Origin of the sequence: Xylophilus sp. GW821-FHT01B05 (assembly GCA_038961845.1) — a bacterium.
GTDB lineage: Bacteria > Pseudomonadota > Gammaproteobacteria > Burkholderiales > Burkholderiaceae_C > Xylophilus.
This window is the reverse complement of record CP152408.1, coordinates 5,485,618-5,509,946: the sequence shown is the minus strand read 5'-3', so window position 1 is coordinate 5,509,946 and position 24,329 is coordinate 5,485,618. Positions and strand designations below refer to the sequence as shown.

22 protein-coding genes are annotated in these 24,329 nt (G+C 67.7%); 9 read left to right on the top strand and 13 right to left on the bottom strand.

Annotated elements, in window-relative coordinates; all coding sequences use genetic code 11:
- Window positions 1-3 precede the first annotated feature (3 nt).
- Together AAFF27_25690 and AAFF27_25685 are read left to right on the top strand one after the other, a co-directional pair.
- Window positions 4-3,762: a PilC/PilY family type IV pilus protein gene (locus AAFF27_25690; GenBank protein XAH23331.1), complete on the top strand. Its 3,759-nt coding sequence runs from the start codon at window positions 4-6 to the stop codon at window positions 3,760-3,762.
- A gap of 49 nt (window positions 3,763-3,811) precedes the next feature.
- A complete protein-coding gene (locus AAFF27_25685; GenBank protein ID XAH23330.1) occupies window positions 3,812-4,696 on the top strand; it encodes a type 1 glutamine amidotransferase in 885 nt (294 codons plus the stop codon).
- Here the strand turns inward: AAFF27_25685 and AAFF27_25680 are convergent.
- A complete protein-coding gene (locus AAFF27_25680; GenBank protein XAH23329.1) occupies window positions 4,693-5,274 on the bottom strand; it encodes a TetR/AcrR family transcriptional regulator in 582 nt (193 codons plus the stop codon). The genes AAFF27_25685 and AAFF27_25680 overlap by 4 nt on opposite strands.
- Before the next feature lie 107 nt (window positions 5,275-5,381).
- Between AAFF27_25680 and AAFF27_25675 the strand changes: the two genes are divergently transcribed.
- Window positions 5,382-6,515 (top strand): thiolase family protein, encoded by a 1,134-nt coding sequence (locus AAFF27_25675; protein ID XAH23328.1) that lies wholly within the window; start codon window positions 5,382-5,384, stop codon window positions 6,513-6,515.
- Between the two features lie 100 nt (window positions 6,516-6,615).
- Here the strand turns inward: AAFF27_25675 and AAFF27_25670 are convergent, their stop codons facing one another.
- Genes AAFF27_25670 through AAFF27_25660 form a run of 3 tightly spaced genes read right to left on the bottom strand, consistent with a single transcriptional unit; the run spans window position 6,616 to window position 10,739 of the window.
- Entirely contained in the window at window positions 6,616-7,599 is a 984-nt protein-coding gene (locus AAFF27_25670) for a tripartite tricarboxylate transporter substrate binding protein (GenBank protein ID XAH23327.1), read from the bottom strand.
- 23 nt (window positions 7,600-7,622) lie between these two features.
- Window positions 7,623-7,763 (bottom strand): hypothetical protein, encoded by a 141-nt coding sequence (locus AAFF27_25665; protein ID XAH23326.1) that lies wholly within the window; start codon window positions 7,761-7,763, stop codon window positions 7,623-7,625.
- Window positions 7,764-7,766: 3 nt separating this feature from the next.
- Window positions 7,767-10,739, bottom strand: a complete 2,973-nt coding sequence (locus AAFF27_25660; protein ID XAH23325.1) for a DNA topoisomerase III — start codon at window positions 10,737-10,739, stop codon at window positions 7,767-7,769.
- Window positions 10,740-10,878: 139 nt separating this feature from the next.
- Between AAFF27_25660 and AAFF27_25655 the strand changes: the two genes are divergently transcribed.
- From AAFF27_25655 to AAFF27_25645, 3 genes are all read left to right on the top strand, one after another.
- Window positions 10,879-11,361: an SET domain-containing protein-lysine N-methyltransferase gene (locus AAFF27_25655; GenBank protein ID XAH23324.1), complete on the top strand. Its 483-nt coding sequence runs from the start codon at window positions 10,879-10,881 to the stop codon at window positions 11,359-11,361.
- The gene (locus AAFF27_25650) at window positions 11,358-12,128 is read left to right on the top strand and encodes a biotin--[acetyl-CoA-carboxylase] ligase (GenBank protein XAH23323.1); all 771 of its coding nucleotides are present in this window, start codon (window positions 11,358-11,360) and stop codon (window positions 12,126-12,128) included. The genes AAFF27_25655 and AAFF27_25650 overlap by 4 nt, the downstream gene beginning before the upstream one ends.
- Before the next feature lie 159 nt (window positions 12,129-12,287).
- Window positions 12,288-12,947, top strand: coding sequence for an SPOR domain-containing protein (locus tag AAFF27_25645; GenBank protein ID XAH23322.1), 660 nt, complete (start codon window positions 12,288-12,290; stop codon window positions 12,945-12,947).
- Between the two features lie 141 nt (window positions 12,948-13,088).
- Here the strand turns inward: AAFF27_25645 and AAFF27_25640 are convergent, their stop codons facing one another.
- Entirely contained in the window at window positions 13,089-13,220 is a 132-nt protein-coding gene (locus AAFF27_25640; protein ID XAH23321.1) for a hypothetical protein, read from the bottom strand.
- Between the two features lie 402 nt (window positions 13,221-13,622).
- Entirely contained in the window at window positions 13,623-14,486 is an 864-nt protein-coding gene (locus AAFF27_25635; protein ID XAH23320.1) for a LysR family transcriptional regulator, read from the bottom strand.
- Between the two features lie 118 nt (window positions 14,487-14,604).
- Here AAFF27_25635 and AAFF27_25630 point away from each other — a divergent pair, with 118 nt between their 5' ends.
- Window positions 14,605-15,048 (top strand): VOC family protein, encoded by a 444-nt coding sequence (locus tag AAFF27_25630; GenBank protein ID XAH23319.1) that lies wholly within the window; start codon window positions 14,605-14,607, stop codon window positions 15,046-15,048.
- A gap of 129 nt (window positions 15,049-15,177) precedes the next feature.
- On the opposite strand, the gene AAFF27_25625 is transcribed toward AAFF27_25630, so the two are convergent.
- The 7 genes from AAFF27_25625 to AAFF27_25595 form a co-directional block, all read right to left on the bottom strand.
- A complete protein-coding gene (locus AAFF27_25625) occupies window positions 15,178-16,794 on the bottom strand; it encodes a methyl-accepting chemotaxis protein (protein XAH23318.1) in 1,617 nt (538 codons plus the stop codon).
- 10 nt (window positions 16,795-16,804) lie between these two features.
- Window positions 16,805-17,032 (bottom strand): acetyl-CoA carboxylase biotin carboxyl carrier protein subunit, encoded by a 228-nt coding sequence (locus AAFF27_25620; protein XAH23317.1) that lies wholly within the window; start codon window positions 17,030-17,032, stop codon window positions 16,805-16,807.
- A gap of 25 nt (window positions 17,033-17,057) precedes the next feature.
- Window positions 17,058-17,819 carry a 5-oxoprolinase subunit PxpA gene (locus AAFF27_25615; GenBank protein ID XAH23316.1) on the bottom strand — a complete coding sequence of 254 codons (762 nt, stop codon included), beginning with the start codon at window positions 17,817-17,819 and terminating at the stop codon, window positions 17,058-17,060.
- Window positions 17,804-18,814, bottom strand: coding sequence for a biotin-dependent carboxyltransferase family protein (locus AAFF27_25610; GenBank protein XAH23315.1), 1,011 nt, complete (start codon window positions 18,812-18,814; stop codon window positions 17,804-17,806). Before AAFF27_25610 ends, AAFF27_25615 begins: the two co-directional genes overlap by 16 nt.
- Window positions 18,811-19,536: a 5-oxoprolinase subunit PxpB gene (gene pxpB, locus AAFF27_25605; protein ID XAH23314.1), complete on the bottom strand. Its 726-nt coding sequence runs from the start codon at window positions 19,534-19,536 to the stop codon at window positions 18,811-18,813. The genes AAFF27_25610 and pxpB overlap by 4 nt, the downstream gene beginning before the upstream one ends.
- Complete coding sequence (locus AAFF27_25600) at window positions 19,533-20,924, bottom strand: biotin carboxylase N-terminal domain-containing protein (GenBank protein XAH23313.1); 1,392 nt, start codon at window positions 20,922-20,924, stop codon at window positions 19,533-19,535. Before AAFF27_25600 ends, pxpB begins: the two co-directional genes overlap by 4 nt.
- 222 nt (window positions 20,925-21,146) lie before the next feature.
- Window positions 21,147-22,079 carry a LysR family transcriptional regulator gene (locus AAFF27_25595; protein XAH23312.1) on the bottom strand — a complete coding sequence of 311 codons (933 nt, stop codon included), beginning with the start codon at window positions 22,077-22,079 and terminating at the stop codon, window positions 21,147-21,149.
- Window positions 22,080-22,253: 174 nt separating this feature from the next.
- Between AAFF27_25595 and AAFF27_25590 the strand changes: the two genes are divergently transcribed.
- On the top strand, window positions 22,254-23,036 hold the full coding sequence (locus tag AAFF27_25590) for a putative hydro-lyase (protein ID XAH23311.1): 783 nt from the start codon (window positions 22,254-22,256) through the stop codon (window positions 23,034-23,036).
- A gap of 34 nt (window positions 23,037-23,070) precedes the next feature.
- Window positions 23,071-24,318 (top strand): ABC transporter substrate-binding protein, encoded by a 1,248-nt coding sequence (locus AAFF27_25585; GenBank protein ID XAH23310.1) that lies wholly within the window; start codon window positions 23,071-23,073, stop codon window positions 24,316-24,318.
- Window positions 24,319-24,329: the final 11 nt, after the last annotated feature.

The following is a 24,329-nucleotide window of genomic DNA, read 5'->3' as shown; positions in this document are numbered from 1 at the left end:
CCGATGAAACCGTTTCGTTCCATCCGCCATGCGCTGCCCGTGCTGGCCCTGTGCTGTGTGCATGCGGCGTCGGCCGTCACCTTGGCCGACCAGCCGGTGCTGGCGTCCGCCGATGTGCCGGGCAATCTGGCACTGGCGCTGTCGGTGGAATACCCGACCGCCATCAGCGTCGCCAACCTGGGCAACTACGCCGATGCCAGCACCTACCTGGGCTACTTCGATCCGCTCAAGTGCTACACCTATAGCTATGACAGCGGCACCGCAGCCAACAGCTACTTTCAGCCGGCGGGCCTGAGCACTGGCACCAACAAGCACAGTTGCTCCGGCATGTGGAGCGGCAACTTCATGAACTGGGCCACGATGCAGACCATCGACCCGTTTCGCTGGGCGCTGACCGGGGGCTATCGCGCGGTGGATACCACCAGCTCGACCATCCTGCAGAAGGCCTGGGGCGCCAACCAGGGCTCGCAGTCCAATTTCCCGCTGCGGGGCACGGACCAGGGCACGGGGCACAAGCTGAGCGCGAGCCTGATCTCCTCAGTGGTGCCGATGTCCTGGAGTGCCTTCAACACCAGCATCTGGACGCGTGGCAGCACCATGGTGTTCTCGGGTACGGGCACTGGCTACAGCAACACTGGCACGGCCGGCACTGATTGGCAGAGCCTGGCTGCCAGCAACGATGCGACCACGACTTACCGCGTGTACATCCGCGTCAAGGTCTGCGACCCTGGCACCACTGGCACTACGACTGGCGGTGTAGAGAGCAACTGCGTTCTCTACCCAAACGGCCAGTACAAGCCTGAAGGCCTGCTGCAGCAGTACGCCAACAAAATTCGCTACAGCGCGTTTTCCTACCTCAACGGCCTCGGCAGCGGCAACCAGGGCGGGGTACTGCGGGCCCCGATGGGCTTCATCGGCCCGACCTATCCCACGCCCTTGTCCGCGACCTTGAACAGCAACAGCAAGGCCGAGTGGGACAGCGGCACCGGCATCATGAACACCAACCCGGACACCGCTACAGCCAGCGCCACCACCACCGCCAGCGGTGTGACCGTGAGCAACAGCGGCGTCATGAACTACCTGAACAAGTTCGGTGTCGCCACGGGCTCGTATATGACCTACGACAACGTGAGCGAGCTCTACTACGCGGTGGTGCGCTACTTCCAGAACCTGGGCAATGTCGCCACCTGGACCAGCTACATCACGGCCGCCACGACCTCGTCCGACTCGACCCGCACCGCGCTGCTGGATGGATTTCCCGCAGTCAGCACATGGGCCGACCCCATCACCTACTCATGCCAGCGCAACTTCGTGCTGGGCATTGGCGACGCCAACACGCACTACGACGTCAATGTGGGCGGCGGCACGCTCAGCACGTCGGGCCGCACCAAACCGGCCGGCGTCACCAGCGACAGCTTCAACAAGGCACAGGCCTGGACCAATGCCATCGAGACGCTGGAGGGGCTCACCGGCCGGGCTTCGGCCTGGGGCGACAAGGGGTCGGAATACATCGCCGGCCTGGCCTACGGCTCCCATGTCAATGACATACGTTCGGACCTGACCGGCACCCAGAACATCTCCACCTATTGGATGGATGTGATGGAGTACCAGGTCGCGAAGGACAAGAACCCCTACTGGCTCGCGGCCAAGTACGGCGGCTTCACCGCTCCCTCCGGCTATGACATCACGCAGACCACGACGCCGTTGATCAATAGCTGGTGGAACAGCAGCGGCGACACCATCAACATGAACGGCACGACCGAGCCTCGTCCCGACAACTACTTTCTTGCGGGCAACGCAAGCCAGATGGTGGCCGGCCTGACCAAGGCCTTCTCCAACATCGCCAGCGCGGTCAGTGCCTACACCACCTCCTTCTCGCTCTCGTCAGCGCAGGTCAGCAGCGCTGGTGCGGCCTCGTATGCGGCGCAGTACGCCTCCAAGGGCTGGAGCGGCGTCGTGACGGCCACCACCCTTGCCATCGCCAGCGACGGCACCACGACCACGACCGCCGCCTGGAACAGCACCAGCACCCTGGCCACGCAGTTGGCCGGCGCCGGCTGGAACACCGGGCGCCAGGTCGTGACCTGGAGCGGCACGGCGGGCACGCCGTTTCGCTACGCCAGCCTGACCTCGGCCCAGCAGTCGGCGCTCATCACCTCCTACCGCGGCAGCGACGGCTCGGACTACCTCAAGTACCTGCGCGGCGACCAGTCGCAGGAGTCGGGCTCCACCACCACCGGCAGCAGCCAGGCCTACCGCGCACGCAGCGTGCTGCTGGGCGACATCGTCGACTCCAAGGTGGTGCCGGTAGTGGCGCCCAGCCAGACCTACACGGACGCCCTCAACCCTGGCTATGCCGCATTCAAGGCCAAGTGGGCCAGCCGGCCAACCGTGGTCTATGTGGGCGCCAACGACGGCATGCTGCATGGCTTCAACGGCGCGACCTCCGGGACCGGCGCAGGCGCAGAGCTCTTCGCCTATGTGCCCAACGCCGTGTTCCAGGGGCCCAACGCAACGCCGCAGACCGACGGCCTGGCCGCGCTCGGCAACCCGAGCTACGCGCACCACTACTACGTCGACGCCACGCCGCAGTCCTTCGACATCGACTTCAACAACGCCGGCGGCTCCTTCACCACCACCTCTGCCGCGACGTCTGACTGGCGCACCGTGCTGATCGGCGGCCTGGGCAAGGGTGGCAAGAGCTTCTATGCGATCGACGTGACCAACCCCGCCGGCATGACGACAGAAACTGCCGTCGCCGGCAATGTGCTGTGGGAGTTCACCGATGACACCATGGGCTACAGCTTTGGCGAGCCCGTCGTGGTCAAGACCAAGAAGTACGGCTGGGTGGTGATACTGACCTCGGGCTACAACAACAGCGACGGCTACGGCTACCTGTACTTCCTCGACCCCAAGACCGGCAGCTTGCTGGAGAAGGTCAAGACCGGCGTCGCCTCCAGCGGGCTGGCCCACGCTGCGGGCTATGTGCGCGACTACACCGACGGCACCGCCGACGCGATCTATGCGGGCGACCTCAATGGCCAGGTGTGGCGCTTCGATGTGAGCGGCTCCGGTGTCTATCCCGCTCCCTTGCTGATGGCCAACCTGACCAATGCCAGCGGCACCGCAGAGCCGGTCACCACCCAGCCCCTGATCGAGATCCACCCGACCACGCGCAAACGCTACGTGATGCTGGGCAGCGGCCAGATGCTGGCCTCCAGCGACGTCAACTCGTCCACCCCGCAGACCTTCTATGCACTGCTGGACGGCACGGCCGCAGCCTTCAATACCGCGGCGCTGCTGCCTTCGGGCGTGAGCTTCCCGCTCAAGCGCTCCAACCTGACGGCGCTGACCAACCTGACGCTGCCCGCCACCTTCAGCAGTACCTCCATGGGCTGGTATGTGGACCTGGGCGTTGACAGCAGCACCGGCACGGCCTGGCGCGTGATCGTCAACCCCACGGCCGGCAGCGGGCTGGTGGCCTTCGCCGCCACGCTCACCACGCCCGATGCCTGCAGCCCTTCGGGCACCAGCCGGCTCTATGTGCTGAACTTCGGCACCGGCCAGTCGTCGCTGCTCAACAACGTTGCTTACATCCCTTACACCGGTGCCATCACCGACATGGCCTTTGTCAGCGCCAACGGCACGACGCGGCTGGTGGTCGGGCTCAACGATGGCTCGGTGCTCAGCCCGTCCATCACGCCATCGGCCAGCGTCAGCCTGCACCTGCTGAACTGGCGCGAGATCCCCACCGTGAATTGATGCAGGGCGATACAGCGCGCGCCTGACAGGCGCCTGCGGCCGGGCCACAATGGCGCCCATGCAGCCTTCCTCGCAGCGACTGAAGATCGGTCTATCGGCGTGCTTCCAGCACGCCGACCCCGCGCGTTCCCTTTTTACCGGCAAGACACTGCAGTACGTCGAGCAGTCCATCGCCCACTGGCTGATGTCGGCCGGCGCCATGGTGGTCATGGTGCCTTGCCCCACGGGCGAGACGGCGCGCGGCGACGTCACCCTGGCGCACTACGCCGAGTGGCTGGACGGCGTGGTCATGCACGGCGGCGCCGACGTCTGGCCCGGCAGCTACGGCGAAGAGCCGCTGCAGGAAGCCTGGATGGGCGACCGCATCCGCGACCTCTACGACCTGGCCGTGGTCGAGGCCTTCGCCCAGGCCGGCAAGCCGGTGTTTGGCGTCTGCCGCGGCCTGCAGCTGATCAACGTGGCCTATGGCGGCACGCTCTACCAGGACATCGAGACCCAGCACGAGGGCGCGCTGCGCCACCGCGACGCGCTCACCTACGACCAGAACTTCCATGAGATCGACCTGGTCGAGGGCTCGCGCCTGTCGCGGCTCTACCCCGGCGTGCTGCGTGCGCGTGTCAACAGCATCCACCACCAGGGCATCAAAGAGTTGGCGCCCGACTTCGCCGTGGAAGCCTGGAGCTACCCCGACCGCGTGCCCGAGGCCATCCGCCGCACCGGCGGCCCGCAGAAGGGCTACATCGCCGCCACGCAATGGCACCCGGAATTCCACCGCCGCGGCGCCAACACCATCGACGACACGGCCATCCTGAGCGACTTCCTGGATGCCTGCGCCGCCTTCCGCACCCGCCCGCCGCCGCCCGAGCGCAGCCTGCCCGGCAAGATCCGCGACCGCGCCGCGCGCTTGCTGCGCCAGGCATTGCTGATGCGCTAAGCCTCCGCCTCCGGCAGCGACAGCGCCGCCCGCGCGGCGTCCAATATCTCTTGCGACAGCGCGGCGTCATCCACCGCGCGCGCCAGCACCAGCGCCCCCACCATGCCGGCATAGTCGGCCAGCGCCTTGCGCCGCCGCGCCGCCTTGTTGCGGCCGGGCGTGGCCTGCTCCAGCAGATCGACCTGCGGCCGCAGCCCCTCGGTCACGGCATGGCGCACGGCCGGGCCCTGGCGCGCCGCGTCGGCACCCAGGGTGGCGAACAGGCAGCCGCGGCCGGCGTGGTCGCGGTGGCGTGTGCTCAGGTAGGCGTCGGCCACTGCGGCGCGCTCTTGCCCGGGGTGGCGTTCGGCCAGCCGCTGCCAGGTGGCCAGCATCTGTTCGGCGGCGCGTGCTGCGGCCTGCGCCATCAGGTCTTCCTTGGAGTCGAAGTGGCCATAGAAGCCGCCGTGCGTCAGCCCGGCGCCCTTCATCAGGTCGGCCACGCCTATGCCGTCAAAGCCGCGCTCGCGAAACAGCGTGGCGGCCGCATCCAGGATGCGGTCGCGGTTCTCGGCCATCTGTTCCTTGCTGACTTTCATGGTCGGCCTCCGGCTTGCTGCATGCACATGCTTGACAGTTTAAATGACGATCATCATATAATTTATTCATGACATTCGTCATTTAAAAAGCAATGGAAAGACCCGCCATGCAAGCCCTGATCTCCGCCTACGCCCGCTCGCCCTTCCACTTTGCCCGCAAGGGCGCATTGGCAGAGGTACGGCCCGACACCCTGGCCGCGCAGGTCGTCACCGGCCTGCTGCAGCGCACCGGCCTGGACCCGGCCACGCTCGAAGACGTGATCGCCGGCTGCGCCTACCCCGAGGGCGCGCAGGGCAACAACATCGCGCGCATCGTCGCGCTGCTGGCCGGCCTGCCACACGAACTGGGCGGCATGACCGTGAACCGCTTCTGCGGTTCGTCCATGTCGGCCGTGCACATCGCCGCCGCGCAGATCGAGGCCGGCATGGGCGAGGCCTACCTGTGCCTGGGCGTCGAATCGATGACCATGGTGCCGCAGGGCGGCCTGCAGTTCTCGCCGAACCCGGTGCTGTACGAGCAGACCGACGCCTATATCTCCATGGGCGAGACGGCAGAGAACGTGGCCGCGCGCTACGGCGTGGCGCGTGCCGACCAGGAGCAACTGGCGCTCGAATCGCACCGCAAGGCCGCCGCCGCGCGCGAGCAGGGGCGCCTGGCGGCCGAGATCGTGCCGGTGCAGCTGGCCTCCGGCGCCAGCGTGGTGGAAGACGGCTGCATCCGCCCCGCAACCACGCTCGAAGCCCTGGCCGCACTGCGCCCGGCCTTCCGCGAAGACGGCGTGGTCACGGCTGGCACCGCATCGCCGCTGACCGACGGCGCCGCCGCCGTGCTGGTGACGACCGAGGCCTACGCCGCGCGCCACGGCCTGCAGCCGCTGGCCCGCATCCGCGCCATGGCCACGGCCGGGGTCGACCCGGCGCTGATGGGCATAGGCCCGATCCCGGCCACGCGCAAGGCGCTGGCGCGCGCCGGCCTGACCGCTGCCGACCTGGACGTGGTCGAGATCAACGAGGCCTTCGCCTCGCAGGCGCTGGCCTGCATCCGCACGCTGGGCCTGCGGCCGGAGACGATCAACCTGGACGGCGGCGGCATGGCCATCGGCCACCCGCTGGGCGCCACCGGCGCGCGCATCACCGGCAAGGCCGCCGCGCTGCTGGCGCGCGAGAAAGGGCGCTACGCGCTGGCCACCCAGTGCATAGGCGGCGGCCAGGGCATTGCGACCATCCTGGAAGCCCTCTGAACCGCGAGCCGCCTGATGCCCAAAGGCTTGTTTGCTATTTAAATAATAGCTATCAGCCCAGGGTGCGCCTGGGCTGGAGCCATATTTGACCAATAATTCATCAGTCTGCTGTGGCGCCTGAACGCCGCACGGCCTCGCCCCACTTGCGGATCTCGCTGGCGATGAAGCGGTCAAACTCCGGCCCGGTGCTGGGCGCGGGCACCGAGCCGCGCTCGGTGATGTAGCGGGCCATGCTCTCGGACTGCAGGATCTCCACCACCTCCTTGTGCAGCCGCGCCGTGATCTCGGCCGGGGTGCCGGCGGGCGCCATCAGCCCGAGCCAGCCGACCGCCTCGAAGCCGTTCAGCGCCGTGATGCCGGTCTCGCGCATGGCGGGCACGTCGGGCAGTTGCGACGAGCGCGCGGCCGAAGTCACCGCCAGTGCCACGGCGCGCTTGGACTGGATCAGCGGCAGCGCGGCCGTGACCGAATCCACCATCAGCGGCACCTGGTTACCCAGGAAGTCGGCCTGCGCCGGCCCGCTGCCACGGTAGGGAATGTGGGTGATGAAGCTGCCGGTGGCCGCCTTGAACATCTCGGCCGACAAATGCTGCGTGCCGCCAATGCCGGCGCTGGCGTAGTTGAGCCGGCCGGGCTCGGCCTTCGCGCGGCGCAACAGCTCGGTGATCGAGGTGATGCCCGAGCCCGGCGTGGCCAGGAACACCAGCGGCACCTTGGCGATCAGCGATATGCCGGTCAGGTCCTTCAGCGGGTCGTAGCCCAGCTTTTTATAGAGCGTCTGGTTGACCGCCATGGCGCTGCCCGCGACCAGCAGCGTGTAGCCGTCGGGCGTGGCGCGCGCCACCTGCTCGGTGCCGATATTGCTGCCGGCGCCGGCCTTGTTGTCCACCACCACGGCCTGACCCAGGCGCTTGCCCAACTGCTCTGCCAGGGCCCGCGCAAAGATGTCGGTCGCCTGCCCGGGCGGGAAGGGCACGACCAGGCGGATCGGCCGGTCCGGCCAGGCCGCGGCCAGCGCCGGGCCTGCCAGCAGCAGGGAAAGGCCGGTGGCGCAGGCGGCGCGGAGCAGGGCTTGTCTCTTCATGTTGTAGTGGTGCCGTTGAAGAACTACTTGGACTTGGTGCGGCTGACCGCCGCATCGATATCGCCAAACACGGTGACGCCGCTGCCGTCACCCGAGCGGCCACTGCCGCCCGCGCAGCCGGCGCACAGCGCCAGTGCGGCCAGCAGGGCGCAGAGCCATTTCATGGCTTACCCAAGATGCTTGCCGACGATGCCGGCCAGCTCGAACATGGTCACCTGCGGCTTGCCGAACACGGCCAGCAGCTTGGCGTCGGCATTGATGGCGCGCTTGTTCTGCGCGTCCTGCAGGCCGTTGGCCTTGATGTAGTCCCACAGCTTCTTGATCACCGCTGGACGCGCCACCAGCTCGGCGCCGATCACGGCAGCCAGCGCCGGGCTGGGCGTGAGGCCGGTGCCGGGCGTGGTCTTGCGCGGTGCCTTGGGGGCTGCAGCCTTCTTGGCGGCGGTCTTGGTCGCCGTCTTGGCTGCCGTTTTGGTCGCGGCCTTCTTGGCCGGCGCCTTGGCGGCGAAGGTCTTGGCGGCGGCCCCCGGGCGTGGCGGGAACTTGCTGGTGCGCGGCTCGAACTCGAAGCTCACCTTGCCGGCTGCGGCGTCCCACGACAGGAAGGCCTTGAAGGCGCGGCGCGTCTTGTTGGAGATGAACTTCTCCAGCAGGTCGGTCTTGCCGCTGTCCAGCAGCTTGTGCATCTGCGCACGCTCCACCGGCTGCTGCAGGATGATCTTGCCGGTCTTGAAGTCGCAGCTGGGCGTGGCCTGCGCGGCCGTGGGCACGGCTTTTTCGCAGACGTAGTTGTTGCCGTGCTCGTACACATGGCCACCGCACTTGGGGCAGGCGCCCAGCGATTCCTGCTCTGCAAAGTCGACCAGCTCGCCGGTTTCTTCTGAGTTCTTGTCGTCGCCAAAGTCGAATTCAAGCTTCCAGTTCTTGGCCTCGTCGTCGTACTTGAGCACGATCTCGGAGGTAAATGGCCAGCCGGCCTTGGAGCGGAAGCCCTCCAGCGGGCCGATCTTGTGCTCGCGCAGCAGAGACTCGGCTTCGGCGATCTCGAAGGTGCGGCCGGCCGGCGACTTGCCGAAGGAGAAGCCGCAGCCTTCCAGTTGCCCGGCCTTGCCCACGCAGCTGTAGCGCCGGTAGTTCTCTTTGACCACGCCGCCGCAATTGGGGCAGGGCGTGGCCAGCGTGGCGTAGTCGCCAGGCACGGTATCGCGGTCGTATTCCTTGGCCTTCTTGACCATGCGCTCGGTCATCTCGGCGATCTGGGCCATGAACTGCTCACGGCTGAGCAGGCCCTTCTCCATTTGCGCCAGCTTGTATTCCCACTCGCCGGTGAGCGCGGCCTTGGACAGCTCTTCCACGCCCAGGCCGCGCAGCAGCGTCATGAGCTGGAAGGCCTTGGCCGTGGGGATCAGCTCGCGGCCTTCGCGCAGCATGTACTTTTCGGTCAGCAGGCCTTCGATGATGGCGGCGCGCGTGGCAGGCGTGCCCAGGCCCTTCTCCTGCATGGCGGCGCGCAGTTCCTCGTCGTCGATGGTCTTGCCCGCGCCTTCCATGGCGCCCAGCAAGGTGGCTTCGCTGTAGCGCGCCGGCGGCTTGGTCTTCAGGGCCTTCGGGTCGACCTGCACGGCCTGCGGCGTCTCGCCGGGGCGCACCGGCACCAGGCGCTTGTTGTCCTTGCTGTCCTTGTCGGCGGCGGCCTCTTCGTCTTGGGCTTCCTTGCCGTAGATGGCCAGCCAGCCCGGCTTGACCAGCACCTTGCCGTCGCTGCGGAAGGCGTAATTTTTGCCCTCGTGCACGACGGTGCTGGTGCGCGTGGTGATCTGGTGCTCGGCGCTCGGGAAGAACACCGACAAAAAGCGCCGCACCACGAAGTCATAGAGCTTTTGCTCGGCCTCGGACAGGCCGCTGGGCGCCTGCAGCGTGGGGATGATGGCAAAGTGATCCGACACCTTGGCGTTGTCGAAGATGCGCTTGCTCGGCTTGACGTAGTTCTGGTCCAGCGCCTGCTGGGCGAACGGCGCCAGGTGCCGCATGCCGCTGTGGGCCAGCATGCCCATGGTGTCCTTGACCACCGGCAGGTAGTCCTCGGGCAGCGCGCGCGAGTCGGTACGCGGGTAGGTCAGGGCCTTGTGGCGCTCGTACAGGCTTTGCGCCAGCGCCAGCGTGGTCTTGGCCGAAAAGCCGAAGCGGCCGTTGGCCTCGCGCTGCAGCGAGGTCAAATCGAACAGCAGCGGGCTGGCCTGCGTGGTCGGCTTGCTTTCCTCGGTGACGGTGGCCGGCTTGCCGCGTGCGGCCACGGCAATGTCCTGCGCCTGCTGCGCGTTCCAGACGCGGTCGGCGCGCTGTTCTGGATCAGGCTCGCCGTTGGGCAGCTGCGGCGCCTGGGACTTCTTCCACGCCGGGTCAAAGTACTTGCCTGGGTACAGGCCGGCTTCGGCCTGGAAGTTGGCGTGCACTTCCCAGTAGTCGCGGCTGATGAACTTGCGGATCTGCTCCTCGCGCTCCACCACCACCGACAGCGTAGGCGTCTGCACCCGGCCCACGGTGGTCAGGAAGAAGCCGCCATCGCGCGAATTGAAGGCAGTCATGGCGCGCGTGCCGTTGATGCCGACCAGCCAGTCGGCCTCGGAGCGGCTGCGCGCGGCGTTGGCCAGGCCCTGCATCTGCTGCTCGCTGCGCAGTTGGTCGAAGCCGTCGCGGATCGCCTGCGGCGTCATCGACTGCAGCCACAGGCGGCGCACCGGCTTGTTCAGCGGCTTGGTGCCGCCGGCGTATTGCTCGATCAGGCGGAAGATCAGCTCGCCCTCGCGCCCGGCGTCGCAGGCGTTGACCAGGGCCGTCACGTCCTTGCGCTTGGCCTGGCGCACCACGGCGTTCAGGCGGGTCTTGGTCTTGTCGACCGGCTTCAGGTCGAAATAGGGCGGGATCACCGGCAGGTGGGCAAAGCTCCACTTGCCGCGCTTCACGTCGAATTCCTCGGGCGCCTGGATTTCCACCAGGTGGCCGACGGCGCTGGTCACGACGTAGGTTTCGCTTTCGAAGTAATCGTCGTGCTTGTCGAACTTCCCGGCCACCGGCGTCAGCGCGCGCACGATGTCCTGCGCCACTGAGGGTTTTTCCGCGATCACCAGAGTCTTGGTCATTTGGGCTATCTCTTGCCTTGTACTGTCATGGGGGTGCAGGCGCCTGCGGCGCCTACATACAATCGTCTTCTCGCGCGCATGCGCTCGTACGTACCCGCACGCGCCTGCGCTCTTTTTTCAAATTAACAGACTTTCGGCCATGCCTTCAACTGCGCCCGCGAATTCCGCTCGCCGCATCCAGACCCGCCGCTCCGGCGTGCACGGCAAAGGTGTCTTCGCCCTGCAAGATATTGCCGAGGGCGAAATCATCATCGAGTACGTGGGCGAGGTCGTCACCTGGCAGGAGGCGCAGGACCGCCATCCGCACGATCCGAAAGACCCGAACCATACCTTCTACTTCCATGTGGACGCGGACAGGGTCATTGACGCCAAGTTCGGCGGCAACTCCTCGCGCTGGATCAACCACGCCTGCGAGCCCAACTGCGAGGCCGACGAGCAAGGCGGCCGGGTCTTCATCAAGGCGCTGCGCAACATCTCTGCCGGCGAAGAGCTGAACTACGACTACGGCCTGATCATCGAAGAGCGCTACACCAAGAAGCTCAAGGCCGAATACCCCTGCTGGTGTGGTGCGCCAAGCTGCCGCGGCACCCTGCTGGCGCCCAAGAGGGGCTTCAAGCGGTGAAGCAGGGCCCACGCTGGCCGGCCGAGGCCATCTGGGAGGCGGTATCGCCCGTGCTGCCGGATTTCTCGGTCGAGATCGTGCCCGAGATCGACTCCACCAGCAGCGAGCTGATGCGCCGCGCGCGCGCCGGCCGCACCGAGCCGGTGCTGCTGCTGGCCGAGCACCAGACCGCCGGCCGTGGCCGCCTGGGCCGCAACTGGCAGACCATGCCGGGCGCCGCGCTCACTTTCTCCTTCGGCCTGCCGCTGGCGCCGGAGGACTGGTCTGGCCTGTCGCTGGCCATAGGCGTGGCCGCCGCCGAGGCGCTGCACCCCGATGTGGGCCTGAAATGGCCCAACGACCTGTGGTGGCAAGACCGCAAGCTGGCCGGCATCCTGGTCGAAACTGCCGGCACCGCGCAGGGCGCCGAGCGCTTTGTCGTCGTCGGCCTGGGCCTGAACATCGTCGCGCCGCAGACTGGCGGCGACGCCCTGCGCACGCCGCCAGCCGGCATGCGCGACCTGGAGCCAGGCATTGACGCCGCCACCGCGCTGGGCCGCATTGCCGCACCGCTGGTGCTGGCGGTGCAGGCCTTTGGCACGCTGGGCTTTGCCCCGTGGCGCGAGCGCTTTGCCGCACGCGACGTGCTGCGCAACCGCGCCGTGCAACTGTCTGACGGCAGCCATGGCGTGGCGCGCGGCGTGGACGCCGATGGCGCCCTGCTGGTTGAGACGGCTGACGGCCTGCAGCCGGTGCGCAGCGCCGAGATCAGTGTGCGCCCCGCATGAAGCACACCCCCAGGCTTCGCGCACTGCGTGTCGCTACGCCAACCCCCTTGCAGGGGGCAACACCAGCGGCCCGGCAAAGCCGGTTCCGCGGTGTTTCTTGGTTGGAGTGCGCCGGTTTTATACATTGCGCACCACGCGATAGTGCGGTGGAGAACTAGCATGCTGCGCATCCTTGCCCTGTTGCTGGTGCTGGCCAACGGCCTGTACTTTGCCTGGTCGCATGGCGCGCTGCAGGCCTATGGGCTGGCGCCGGTGCCGCAATCAGAGCCGCAGCGCCTGCAGCAGCAGATCCGGCCCGAGCTGCTGCGCGTGGCCACGCCGGAAGAGGCGCGCATCAGCGCCCAGGCCCCGGCCGCACCCGCGCCGGCGCGCGAATGCCTGCAGGCCGGCATCTTCAACGAGGCCGAGGCGGCGGTGCTGCGCGAGCGCGCCCGGGCCTTGCTGCCGGAAGACCGCTGGGCGTTCCAGGCGGCGACCACGCCGGCGCGCTGGATCGTCTACATGGGCCGCTACACCGACGCCGACCAGCTCAACAAGAAGCGCGCCGAGCTGCGCGCGCGCGGCGTCTCGTTCGGCGGGCTGGCCAATCCGGCGCTGGAGCCGGGCCTGTCGCTAGGCGGCTTTGCCACCCAGGAGGCGGCCACGGCCGAACTGGCCACGCTGTCGCAGCGCGGCGTGCGCACCGCACGCGTGGTGCAGGAGCGCGCCGCCCAGCAAGGCCAGTTGCTGCGCCTGCCGGCGGTGGACGATGCGCTGCGCCCGGTGCTGGCCCAACTTACACCGGCGCTGGCCGGCAAGCCGCTGCGGCCTTGTGATTGAGCTGCACCCCGGCGCTACCTGGTCAGAGAGGGCGGCCGGATGCGGGGGCGGTCCGGCTGTTGGCTGTTCGGTTTTCGGCTAACCGCCTCCGCTCTTGGCAGGGAAGCCCGAAGGGCTCTGACTCCTGTCCCTAGTGTCGCGTCAAGCATGATCTGCCGGTGTGCGCTTGCCCTCGCCGCGCATCGCTGCGTTGCAGCCCTTGCCCAGGCGTAAAGCCTGGGCTGCGGCCTGCGCCTTGCGCTGCACGCCGATGCCTTCGCACCCATCCTTCACCTCACGCTTGACGCGACACTAGCAAAAAGGCCGAGCGCAGCGACGGCCCGACTGGCAGTCCCGGGGTCCCCTCTGTGGCGTTGAGGAGCGCAGGAATCGTCAGGTTGCCCGCAGCGAAGCGAAGGGACGGCGAGGACTGTTTGAGCGCAGCGAGTTCCGCAGCCGCCTGCCGATTCCGAGCACCGCAAAGCAGTCCGGCAAAGCCGGACCGCCACAGTGGGGTCGCCCTTTCTTTGGTGACTTTCTTTCGGCGACGCGAAAGAAAGTTACTCGCCCGCCGGGGCGAACTCCCGGCACCCGCCGCCCGCAAGGCAAGCCGCCAAGAGATATCTCAAAGACCTTGAAAGGGATGGGTCTCAGGGGCTGGCGCAGCGATACGCAGTGCGCGAAGCCTGGTGGTGGTCATTTCGATTTGCGCAGCGCCTGGAGCAAGCCCTGCACGATGGCAGCCTGGCCGTGCCTTACGCGCTCGACCATGCCGATCTCGCGCCGGAACTCTGCCTCGCCCAGGCTGATGGCGCGCACGCCCGCTGGCAGCGGGAAGTAGGGCCGGCTGCGCGGCAGCAGGGCCACGCCCAGGCCGTTGGCTACCAGCTGCACGATGCCGCCCAGCTCGTCCATCTCTACCGCGTCTTGCACGTCGATGGCCTGGGCTTGCAGAAACTGCGCCACGCGCCGTCCGCCAAACGATGCGCGGTCGTAGCGCAGGAAGGGCTCGCTGCCCAGGATGCGCCGCCAGTCGCGGCCCTTGACCTGGGCCGGCACCACCAGCACAAAGGGCTCGTCCCACAGCGGCTGCCACACCAGCTCGGGTGGCAGCGCAAAGGGCGGGCGGATCATCACCGCCGCGTCCAGCTCGCCCGCGTCCACCTGGCCCAGCAGCGCCAGCGACACGCCCGGCACGATGCGCAGGCGTACCTGCGGGAAGCCGCGCCGCAGTTCCACCAGCGCATCCGGCAGGCCGGCCGCCTGCACCGAGGCGATGGCGCCCACGCGCAGCGGCACCGAGAAGTCCTCGCCGCCGGGCTGCTGGTGCAGTTGCTCGAACAGCGCCACCAGTTGCTCTGCGCGCGCCAGCGTCTCGCGCCCCGCAGCGTTGAGCGTGGCCGAGCGGCCCTGGCGGTCAAACAGCGCGAAGCCCAGCGATTCTTCCAGCCGCTGGATCTGCGCGCTGACGGCCGACTGGGTCAGCCCGATCTGGTCTGCCGTACGCGAGAAGGTGCCATGGCGTGCCACGGCGAGGAAGGTGCGAAGCTCTTTCAGCATGCTCAATCCATCGAATTTATTGCTGGGAAAGACAAAAATATATCGTTTATCAAAATGGGTTCGTCTCACTAGACTTCTGGAAGCCATTCAACCCCACCTGTCACAGACACCCACGACCATGTCCGCCACCCTGCCTTCGATCCCCGCCATGCCTCCGTTCCACCTGGCTTTCCCGGTTCATGACCTGGCTGCCGCCCGCAGCTTCTACGGTGAACTGCTGGGCTGCCCGGAGGGCCGCAGCTCGCCGGACTGGATCGACTTCAACTTCTACGGCCACCAGATCGTGGCCCACCTGGCACCCGATGAATGCAGCCACAGCCAGGTCAGCGCGGTGGACGGCCACGGCGTGCCGGTGCGCCACTTCGGCGTGGTGCTGTCCATGGCCGCGTGGGAAGACATCGCCGCCAAGCTCAAGGCCGTGGGCACCGATTTCGTGATCGAGCCCTACATCCGCTTCAAGGGCGAGGTGGGCGAGCAGGCCACCATGTTCTTCCGCGATCCCTCGGGCAACGCGGTCGAGATCAAGGCCTTTGCCAACATGGATTCGCTGTTCGCCAAGTAAGCCGGCTGCTTCCACGCCCTTTGGGGGCGTGGAATTGAGTTTTGAAAGAAAAGTGGCTAAAGCCCAGGTCCTGCCTGGGCTTTATGCTATCTATTTAATAGTTGTCACCGGGGCCAGAAGCGGCAGCCTTCAGGCCGCTATCAGCCGCATCCCCGCTGCCGCAACGGGCGCCGTGGGTGCCTCCACTGCCGGGGCGTCGAGCCGGTAGCTGCGGGCCAGTTGGTCCAGGCGTGCGGCGTGCTGGGCCAGCGAGCTGGCGGCGGCGGCGGATTCTTCGGCCAGGGCGGCGTTTTGCTGTGACACGGCATCGAGCTGGTCTACCGCGCTCTTGGTGTGCGCAATGCTGCTCTGCTGCGCGTCTGCCTGGCGCGAGATGGTGCTGATGATCTGCGACACCTGCTCGACCGCCGCCACCAGTTGCGTGGTCGCGTTGCCTGCCTGGTGCACCTGCCGCGAGCTGAGGGCGACCTTGCTCAGCGAGTCCTCGATCAAGGCCTTGATCTCTTGCGCGGCCTGGCTGCTGCGCTGCGACAGGCTGCGCACTTCGCTGGCCACCACGGCAAAGCCGCGGCCTTGTTCGCCGGCACGCGCAGCCTCTACTGCGGCGTTGAGCGCCAGGATGTTGGTCTGGAAGGCGATGCCTTCGATGATGGCGGTGATGTCCGAGATCTTGCGCGACGATTGATCGACAGCACCCATCGACGACACGGCCTGGGCCACGGTGCGGCCGCCTTCGGCGGCGGTGGCGCTGGCGCTGTGTGCCAGCGCATCGGCCTCGCGTGCGGCGCTGCTGGTCTGGCCCACGGCATCGCTGAAGGTCTGCATGGCGGCGAGCGTGGCCTGCAGCGTGGTGGCGGCCTGCTCGGTGCGTGCGCTCAGGTCCTGGCTGCCCTCGGCGATCTCGCTGCTGGCCTGGTGGATGGACGAGCAGGATTGCCGCACACCGGCAGCCAGCGCGTGCATGCGCTGGCGCATGTCTTCGAGGGCGCCGAGCAGGTGGCCGATCTCGTCGTGGCGCTGGGAATGCACGGGGCAGGAGAGGTCATGCGCGGCCATGCGGCGCGTGGCCTCGAGCGCGGCGCGCAGGCCACGGCCGATGTCGCGCGTGATCCACAGGCCCAGCAGGCCCGACAGAAAGAGTGCGCCTACTGCCCCGCCGATCAGCACCATGCGTGCCGACGCCGCGCCGGCAGTGGCCTGCTCTGACGCGGCATGGCTGCTGGCGTCGCTCCAGGCGCTGAGAGCGTCCAGGGCATCAGACCAGAGCGCCAGGCGCTGGTTCCAGGCGTCCCATTCGGATGAGATGTGGGTGCGCATCTCGAAGGCGGCTGCGGCATCGCCACGGCCTTCGGCGTCTTTGCGGCTGGTGGTGAGGAGCTCGGTGGCGCTGGCCGCTGCTTGCGCGGCCTTGTCCAGCAAGGGTTGGGCATCGGCTGCGGGCGCGTACTGCCGTGCTTGCTGGCTGGCGGCTGCGTAGGCCTGCACGGCCTGGCCGGCCTTCTCGTACAAGGGCGTGAGCTGGTCGGAGCCGGCGGCGCTCAGGCTGCGCACGGCGGTGCCAAAGACGTTGGCATGGCGCCCCATGTCGCGTATGGCGCGGCTGCGCTGCGCGCCGGTGTCGGCGATATCGAGCAGGGTGGTGTTCAGCATCTCGATGCGCAGCAGCGCCAGGCCGGTCAGGCTCAGCAGCAGCAACAAGACCAATCCAAAGCTCAGCGCCAGCCGGCGCGACAGGGTCATGCGCATGGGGCTGACCTCAACCAGGACAGCGCAGGACCACCAGCAACTGGTCTTCCTCGACCTGCTCGCCTTCTTCCACCAGCAGCGAGAAGACCTCGCCCGCGGCGGGCGCGAGCAGCGGGATCTCCATCTTCATGGACTCCACCACCACCAGCGGTTCTTCGGCGGCCACCTTGGCGCCGGGCTGTACCAGCACCTTCCAGACCGAGCCGGTCACCTCGGAGCGCAGTTCGTAGTCGGGCATGTTTGTCTTTCAGGGGAGATGGGATTCAGGGGTTGCCGGGGGCGCGGATGGTCACGCCGTCATCAACTAGGCGGGCGCGCAGGGCGCGTGCAAAGGTGGCAGCGCCGGGCTGGTCGCCATGCAGGCAGATGGTGTCGGGCTTGATCGACACGTCGTGCCCATTGAGCGAGCGCACAAAGCCCTCGCGCAGCATGCGCTGCACCTGGGCGATGGACTGGTCCAGGTCGGTGATCATGGCCTGCGGGTGGCTGCGCGGCGTGAGTGAGCCGTCGTCCTGGTAGCTGCGGTCGGCAAACACTTCTTCTGCCACGCGCAGGCCCAGGTCGCGCGCCACCTCCACCATGACGCTGCCGGCCAGCGCGAACACCACCAGCGATGCATCCACGTCGCGCACCGCGCGGCACAGCGCGCCAGACAGCTTGGCGTCGCGCGCGGCCATGTTGTAGAGCGCGCCGTGCGCCTTGACGTGGCGCAGCCGCGTGCCGGCGGCCGTGGCAAAGGCCTGCAGCGCCCCGACCTGGTAGACGGTGAAGCCATAGGCCTCGGCCTCGGACACCTGCATGCTGCGCCGGCCAAAGCCCTGCAGGTCGGGCAGGCTGGGGTGCGCGCCTATGGCCACGCCGCGCTCGGCTGCGGCGCGCACGGTTTGCGCCATGGTGGCCGGGTCGCCGGCGTGAAAGCCGCAGGCGATGTTGGCCGAGCTCACGTGCTCCAGCAGCGCCAGGTCGTCGCCCATGCGCCAGGCGCCAAAGCTCTCGCCCATGTCGCTGTTCAGGTCGATTTGCATGCGGGCTCCGTGCGGCGTGTGGATGAAGAAAGTGCCATGAGGATGTCCTGGCGTTGCAAGAGCAAGACCTGGGCCCGCTCCAATGGGATGCGTTCGAAGTGCAGCGATTCACCCGGCATGACCTGCGCCAGGCGTGGCAAATCCACGCTGGCCACTTGGGCGATGCGGGGGTAGCCGCCGCTGGTCTGGCGGTCGGCCATCAGCACGATGGGCTGGCCGTCGGGCGGCACCTGCACCGTGCCAAAGGCCACCGCCTCGGACAGCATGTCGCGCTTCACGTGGCGCGGCAGCACGGCGCCTTCGAGCCGGTAGCCCATGCGATCGGATTGCGCGCCGACGCGGTAGGGCGTGGCCAGGAAATCCTGCTGCGCTTGCGTGGTGAACTGCGCCCATTCCGGGCCTTCAATGATGCGGATCGGTGCGCCTGCGGCCGCGCCGGTCACGGCCTGCAGTTGCGCTGCCACGGCCTCGGCCGAGGCCGCACCCGGCGTGGGTGCGCTGGCGGGCAGCGGCAGCAGATCACCCTTGCGCAGTGCGCGCCCTTGCCAGCCGCCCAGGCTGCCGCGCAGGTAAGTGCTGCAACTGCCCATCACCGGCGTCAGGCCAAAGCCGCCTGCCAGCGCCAGGTAGGCGCGCAGGCCGTTGCGCCGGCGCCCGAACTGCAGCAGGGCGCCGGCCGGCACCTGGATGGCTTGCAGCAAGGGCAGCGGCGTGCCGGGCGCGGCCGGGTCGGCCCCGGGCAGTTGCAGCGTGGCGCTCAGGTCGGCGCCGGCCAGCGCCAGCACGCTGTCGCGGCCAAAGCGCAGCGTGGGGCCCATCAGGGTGATCTCCAGCGTGGCCTGGTTCTCATCATTGCCCACCAGCAGGTTGGCCAGCCGGTGCGACAAGGCATCCATGGCACCACAGACCGGCACGCCGAGTGATTGCAGGCCGGTGCGGCCCAGGTCCTGGAAGCTGCTGAGCAGCCCGGGTTTGACGACTTCCAGTGTGCTCATGCGGCCTCCGTGCCGGCGGCGGGCCAGGCGGCAAAGGCCGTGGCATCGATGGGCACAAAGCGCACCCGGTCGCCCGGGCGCAGCAGGCAGGGATCGATGCGGCCGCCGTCGAACAGCGCCAGCGGCGTGCGCCCGATCAGGCTCCAGCCGCCAGGTGCGGCCAGCGAGTAGATGACGGTCTGCCGGTTGGCAATGGCGACCGAGCCCGCCGGCACCAGGGTGCGCGGCGTGGCGCGGCGTGGCAGGGCAATGCGCGCGTCGAGCTGGCCGATGTAGGGGTGCCCGGGCGCGAAGCCGATCATGTAGACCTGCTGCGCCTCTTGCGGCTGCTGGTGCAGGGACAGCAGTTCTTCCACCGTCAGGCCGCAGGCGGCGGCGGCCTCGGCCAGGTCGGGGCCGTGCTCGCCGCCGTAGCAGACGGGGATGTCCACCGTGCGCGGCGCCGCCTGCGCGGCCAAGGCGGTGTCCGGCAGCAGCGGCTGCAACTGGCGCGACAGCGCGGCAAAAGGGGTTTCGCCCACGGCGCGTTGCACGGCCGGGGCGCGGTAGTACACGCCCACGCTGGCAAAGGCCGGCAGCACATCGGTTACGCCGGCCAAGGCCGCGGTGTTGATGCGCTCGGCCAGCGCGCAGACGCGTTGGTTGATGGCCGGGTCCAGCGTGTCACCCAGCACGATGCGCAGCGCCTCATCGCCCAGCGGCGTGATCAAGGGAAGGCTCATGGGGCGACAGCCTTTGGCTCGGCCATGGCCTGCAGCAGCGCGGCGCGTTCGCGGTCGACAAAGCCGGTGTCCACCGTGCCGGCCGCAAAGTCGGGATGCGCCAGCACGGCTTGCAAAAACACCGCGTTGTGGCGAATGCCGTCGATCTCCAGCGTGTGCAGCGCCTGTTGCAGCGTGGCGATGGCGGCGGCCCGGTCTGGTCCGTGGGCGATCAGCTTGGCAATCATCGGGTCGTAGAAGGGCGTGACCGCATCGCCTTCACGCACGCCGCAATCCACCCGCAGTTGCGCGCTGGCCGCAGGCAAGCGCAACCGTGTCAGGGTGCCGGGCGAGGGCATGAAATGCTTCAGCGGGTTCTCTGCATACAGGCGGCACTCGATGGCCGCGCCGCTGCTGCGGATGCTGGCCTGCGCCACCGGCGCCAGCACGCCTGCAGCCAACTGGATCTGCGCCTGCACCAGGTCCCAGCCGGTAACCGATTCGGTCACTGCGTGCTCGACCTGGATGCGGGTGTTCATCTCCAGGAAGAAGAAGGCGTGCGTTTGCGCGTCGACGATGAATTCCACCGTGCCGGCGCCGGCATAGCGCTGGTGCCGGGCCAGCGCCACGGCGGCCTCGGCCATGGCGGCGCGCACGCTCTCGGGCAGGTGCGGTGCCGGGGTTTCCTCGATGATCTTCTGGAAGCGCCGCTGCACCGAGCATTCGCGCTCGAACAAATGCACCGCCTCGCCGTTGCCGTAGCCAAACACCTGGATCTCGATATGGCGCGCACGCGCCACGTAGCGCTCCAGGTAGACCTCGGGCTGGCTGAAGGCCTTTTGCGCCAGCGCCTGGGCGGATTCAATGGTGGCCTGCAGTGCTTCTGCGCTGTCCACGCGCTTCATGCCAATGCCGCCACCGCCGCCCACGGCCTTCACCAGCAGCGGGTAGCCGACCTGTTCTGCCGCAGCGGCCCAGGCGGCGGGCTCGCCCGGGCGCAGCCGGTCGCTGCCGGGCAGCACCGGCACGCCGCTGTCCACCGCCAGCTGGCGTGCGCGCGCCTTGTCGCCCATGGCGGTGATGGTCTGCGGATCGGGCCCGATCCAGGCCATGCCGGCGTCGCGCACCGCCTGGGCAAAGCCCGCGTTCTCTGACAGAAAGCCGTAGCCGGGATGGATCGCATTGGCGCCGTGTTCGCGCGCCGCCTGCAACACCTTGGCCGTATCGAGGTAGCTTTGCGCGGCGGGGGAGGGCCCGATGGGCACGGCCACATCGGCCAGCGCCACATGCAGCGCGTGGGCGTCGGCCTCGGAGTGAACGGCAATGGTCTGGATGCCGAGTTGCTGGCAGGCGCGGATGACGCGGCAGGCAATCTCTCCGCGGTTGGCGATCAGGATTCTGTTGAACACGATGGGGATGCGCAGAGGGATGATGGCCGCAGTGTAGAAAGCGCCGCCCGCGCTGCCAAACGAGAACTTTTGCGGCAACCCATTCAGAAATATTGAACAGCAGCCCCAACCTCCGGGCGATCTTGTCCCCTACCAAGACATCCGCGGAACCGGCTTTGCCGGGCCGCAGGATGTGCCCCCTGCAAGGGGGTTGGCGAAGACACGAAGTGCGTAGCCTGGGGGTTAGTCCCCTATCAGCGATACCCAGCGCGTATCGTGGCGCTGGCAGTAGTGGTGACAGGCGCGCCGGAACACCTCGGCCGTGCGCAGTACTGCGGGGCTGGCGTTCCAGGTGTGCCACATGGCCATCCTGAAGGGCGGTGGCGGTGGCAGCGCCAGCTCCACCAGGTCGCCGCGCTCGATCTGGTCCTTGACGAACAGGCCGGGCACCAGGGCCACGCCTATGCCTTCGCGCACCAGCGCCAGCAGCGCGGCAATCGAGGGCGAGCCCGATACCCGCAGGTCGCTGAAGGCCACGCCCTGCTTGCTGGCCAGTTGCTGGATATGGTTCATGGCGTCGAGGTAGGGCTGGGTGCCGCGCACCTGCGTCAGCAACTGCTGCTGCAGCACATTGGGCAGCAGGTCGCGCTTGGGCAGCAGCCCGCGCCGGGCAATCCAGTGCACCGGCAGCACCATCATGTCCTGCACCGTGACATGGGCCGGGTGCTCGTTGCTGGCCACGCGCAGCACCAGGTCCAGGTGGCCGGCCATCAGTTGCTCGGCCAGGTGCATGGTCAGGTCCACCTGCAGGTCCACCTCGACCGAGGGCAGGGCCGAGCGCATCAGCTTCATCAGGTCCGGCAGGCAGGTGTGCACCACGGTTTCCATGATGCCCACGCGGATGCGCCCGCCGATCTCGCCATTGCTGCGCGCGGCGCGCTCCATCTTGCGCGTGGTCTCCAGCACCGCCTCTGCATACTGGACCAGCCGCGCGCCGTCCTCGGTCAGGCTCATGCTCTTGCGGTCGTAATTGAATAGCGGTACACCCAGCTCCTCTTCCAAAGTGCGCAGCCGCATGGAGATGGCTCCAGGCGTTGCGTGCATCACCTCCGCCACGCGGCGCACGCTGCCTATGCGCGCGAGCAGGACGAAGGTCTCAACGAAGCGGGTATTCATGTCGGCGGGGTCTCTAATTGGTGCATGGCACGCTCCGCTTTGGTGGATCGTGACCGATAGTTGTGCGTTATCTGTTCAGAACTTCTGAACAGTGGCCCCGACAATTCTTCGATGGACGGGGAGGGGTATGCATTCCTACAGTAAGCAAATTCCTTGCTCATCTGAGGCGCCGCCATGACAGTCCTTCAACCTGCAGAATTTCGCAACAGGGTTCGTACGGGGCAGTTCACCTCCCAGACCGCCGGCCAGTGCCCGGGTTACACCCAAGGCAACCTGGCCATCCTGCCGCGTGACTATGCGGAGGAGTTCCTGCGTTTCTGCCGGCTCAATCCCAAGCCCTGCCCGGTGATCGGTGTGACCGAGGTGGGCGACCCCTCGGTGCCTGAACTAGGCGAAGGCATAGACCTGCGCACCGACGTCCCGGGCTACTGCGTGTTCCGCGATGGCGAGCTGGTGGAAGAAGTGGCAGATCTGCGCGCACTCTGGCGCGACGACCTGGTGGGCTTTGTGATCGGCTGCTCGCTGTCGTTCGAAGAGGCGTTGATGGAAGGCGGCCTGCCGGTGCGCCACATCGAGCAGGGCAGCACCGTGCCCATGTACAACACCAGCAACGCCAACCGGCCCGCCGGGCGCTTTGGCGGCAACGGCGTGGTCAGCATGCGGCCCATGACTGCGGCGCAGGCGATCCGCGCGGTGCAGATCACTTCGCGTTTCCCCGGGGTGCACGGCGCGCCGGTGCACCTGGGCGACCCCGCGCAGATCGGCATTGCCGACATCGACAGCCCTGACTACGGCGAGCGCGCCGAGATCCGCCCGGGCGAGATCCCGGTGTTCTGGGCCTGCGGCGTCACGCCGCAGCAGGCCATCCGCTCGGCGCGGCCACCGTTTGCCATCACCCACAAGCCCGGCCACATGCTGGTCACCGACGTGCGCAACAGCCACCTCGCGGTGCTGTGAATTTTCCCTCCCTCAACCCTTCCGGAGATTTCCCATGAAACGTAGACAGGTTCTTCTTGGTGCCAGTGCCACGATCGCGTTGCAAGGCGCATGGACGCAAGCCCTGGCACAGGGCAAGGAAGTCGTGATCGGCGCGATCTACCCGCTGACCGGTTCGAGCGCGCAGGTGGGTATCGACGCCAAGCAGGCCTTCGAGACCGCGCTGGACATCATCAACAACGCCAGCCCGCTGGACCTGCCAACGGCCAAGAACGCTGGCTTGGCCGGCCTGGGCGGCGCCAAGGTGCGCGTGGTCTATGCCGACCACCAGGCCGACCCGCAGAAGGGCCGCGCCGAGGCCGAGCGCCTGATCACGCAAGAAGGCGTCTGCGCCATCGTGGGCTGCTACCACTCGTCGGTCTCGACCACGGTCAGCGCCACCTGCGAACGCTACGGCGTGCCTTTTGTCTGCGCGGATTCGTCCTCGCCCAGCCTGAACCGGCGCAACCTGAAGTTCTTCTTCCGCACGGCGGCGCACGACGAGATGTTCTCCGAGGCCATGTTCGACTTCATGGATGCGCTCAAGGCCAAGGGCCAGAAGATCGGCAGCGTCGGCCTGTTCTACGAAGACACCATCTTTGGCGCTGATTCGTCCAGCGTGCAGCGCAAGCTGGCCACCGATCGCGGCTACAAGATCGCCTGCGACATCAAGTACCGCAACAACTCGCCTTCGCTCACGGCCGAGGTGCAGCAGATCAAGAACGCCAACCCCGACGTGCTGATGCCATCGAGCTACACCACCGATGCGATCCTGCTGACCAACACCATGGCCTCGCTGGGCTACAAGCCGCACAACATCATGGCGCAGGCCGCCGGCTTCGTGGAGAAGCCCGCGCTCGACGCCGTGGGCGACAAGCTCGAAGGCATGATCTCGCGCGCCAGCTTCTCGGTCGACATGGGCGACAAGCGGCCTTCGGCCAAGGCCGTCAATGCGGCCTTCAAGGCCAAGGCCGGCCGCGACCTGAACGACCAGACCTCGCGCCAGTTCAGCGCCCTGATGGTGCTGGCCGACGCCATCGACCGCGCCGGCTCGACCGACGGCACCAAGGTGCGCGATGCCTTGGTGGCCACCGACATCCCGGGCGAAAAAACCATCATGCCCTGGTCGCGCGTGAAGTTCGACGCCACCGGCCAGAACACCTTCGCCAGCCCGGTGCTGATCCAGTTCAAGAAGGGCAGCTTTGTCACCGTCTTCCCGTTCGCCGTTGCCACCGCCAAGCTGGTGTGGCCGATGAACGCCTGACCACCCGCACA

Bases quoted from the DNA above. Each gene is read 5' to 3' on its own strand.
- AAFF27_25690 (XAH23331.1), top strand. From the start codon at position 4: ATGAAACCGTTTCGTTCCATCCGCCATGCGCTGCCCGTGCTGGCCCTG.
- AAFF27_25685 (XAH23330.1), top strand. From the start codon at position 3,812: ATGGCGCCCATGCAGCCTTCCTCGCAGCGACTGAAGATCGGTCTATCG.
- AAFF27_25680 (XAH23329.1), bottom strand. From the start codon at position 5,274: ATGAAAGTCAGCAAGGAACAGATGGCCGAGAACCGCGACCGCATCCTG.
- AAFF27_25675 (XAH23328.1), top strand. From the start codon at position 5,382: ATGCAAGCCCTGATCTCCGCCTACGCCCGCTCGCCCTTCCACTTTGCC.
- AAFF27_25670 (XAH23327.1), bottom strand. From the start codon at position 7,599: ATGAAGAGACAAGCCCTGCTCCGCGCCGCCTGCGCCACCGGCCTTTCC.
- AAFF27_25665 (XAH23326.1), bottom strand. From the start codon at position 7,763: ATGAAATGGCTCTGCGCCCTGCTGGCCGCACTGGCGCTGTGCGCCGGC.
- AAFF27_25660 (XAH23325.1), bottom strand. From the start codon at position 10,739: ATGACCAAGACTCTGGTGATCGCGGAAAAACCCTCAGTGGCGCAGGAC.
- AAFF27_25655 (XAH23324.1), top strand. From the start codon at position 10,879: ATGCCTTCAACTGCGCCCGCGAATTCCGCTCGCCGCATCCAGACCCGC.
- AAFF27_25645 (XAH23322.1), top strand. From the start codon at position 12,288: ATGCTGCGCATCCTTGCCCTGTTGCTGGTGCTGGCCAACGGCCTGTAC.
- AAFF27_25635 (XAH23320.1), bottom strand. From the start codon at position 14,486: ATGCTGAAAGAGCTTCGCACCTTCCTCGCCGTGGCACGCCATGGCACC.
- AAFF27_25630 (XAH23319.1), top strand. From the start codon at position 14,605: ATGTCCGCCACCCTGCCTTCGATCCCCGCCATGCCTCCGTTCCACCTG.
- AAFF27_25625 (XAH23318.1), bottom strand. From the start codon at position 16,794: ATGCGCATGACCCTGTCGCGCCGGCTGGCGCTGAGCTTTGGATTGGTC.
- AAFF27_25620 (XAH23317.1), bottom strand. From the start codon at position 17,032: ATGCCCGACTACGAACTGCGCTCCGAGGTGACCGGCTCGGTCTGGAAG.
- AAFF27_25615 (XAH23316.1), bottom strand. From the start codon at position 17,819: ATGCAAATCGACCTGAACAGCGACATGGGCGAGAGCTTTGGCGCCTGG.
- AAFF27_25610 (XAH23315.1), bottom strand. From the start codon at position 18,814: ATGAGCACACTGGAAGTCGTCAAACCCGGGCTGCTCAGCAGCTTCCAG.
- pxpB (XAH23314.1), bottom strand. From the start codon at position 19,536: ATGAGCCTTCCCTTGATCACGCCGCTGGGCGATGAGGCGCTGCGCATC.
- AAFF27_25595 (XAH23312.1), bottom strand. From the start codon at position 22,079: ATGAATACCCGCTTCGTTGAGACCTTCGTCCTGCTCGCGCGCATAGGC.
- AAFF27_25590 (XAH23311.1), top strand. From the start codon at position 22,254: ATGACAGTCCTTCAACCTGCAGAATTTCGCAACAGGGTTCGTACGGGG.
- AAFF27_25585 (XAH23310.1), top strand. From the start codon at position 23,071: ATGAAACGTAGACAGGTTCTTCTTGGTGCCAGTGCCACGATCGCGTTG.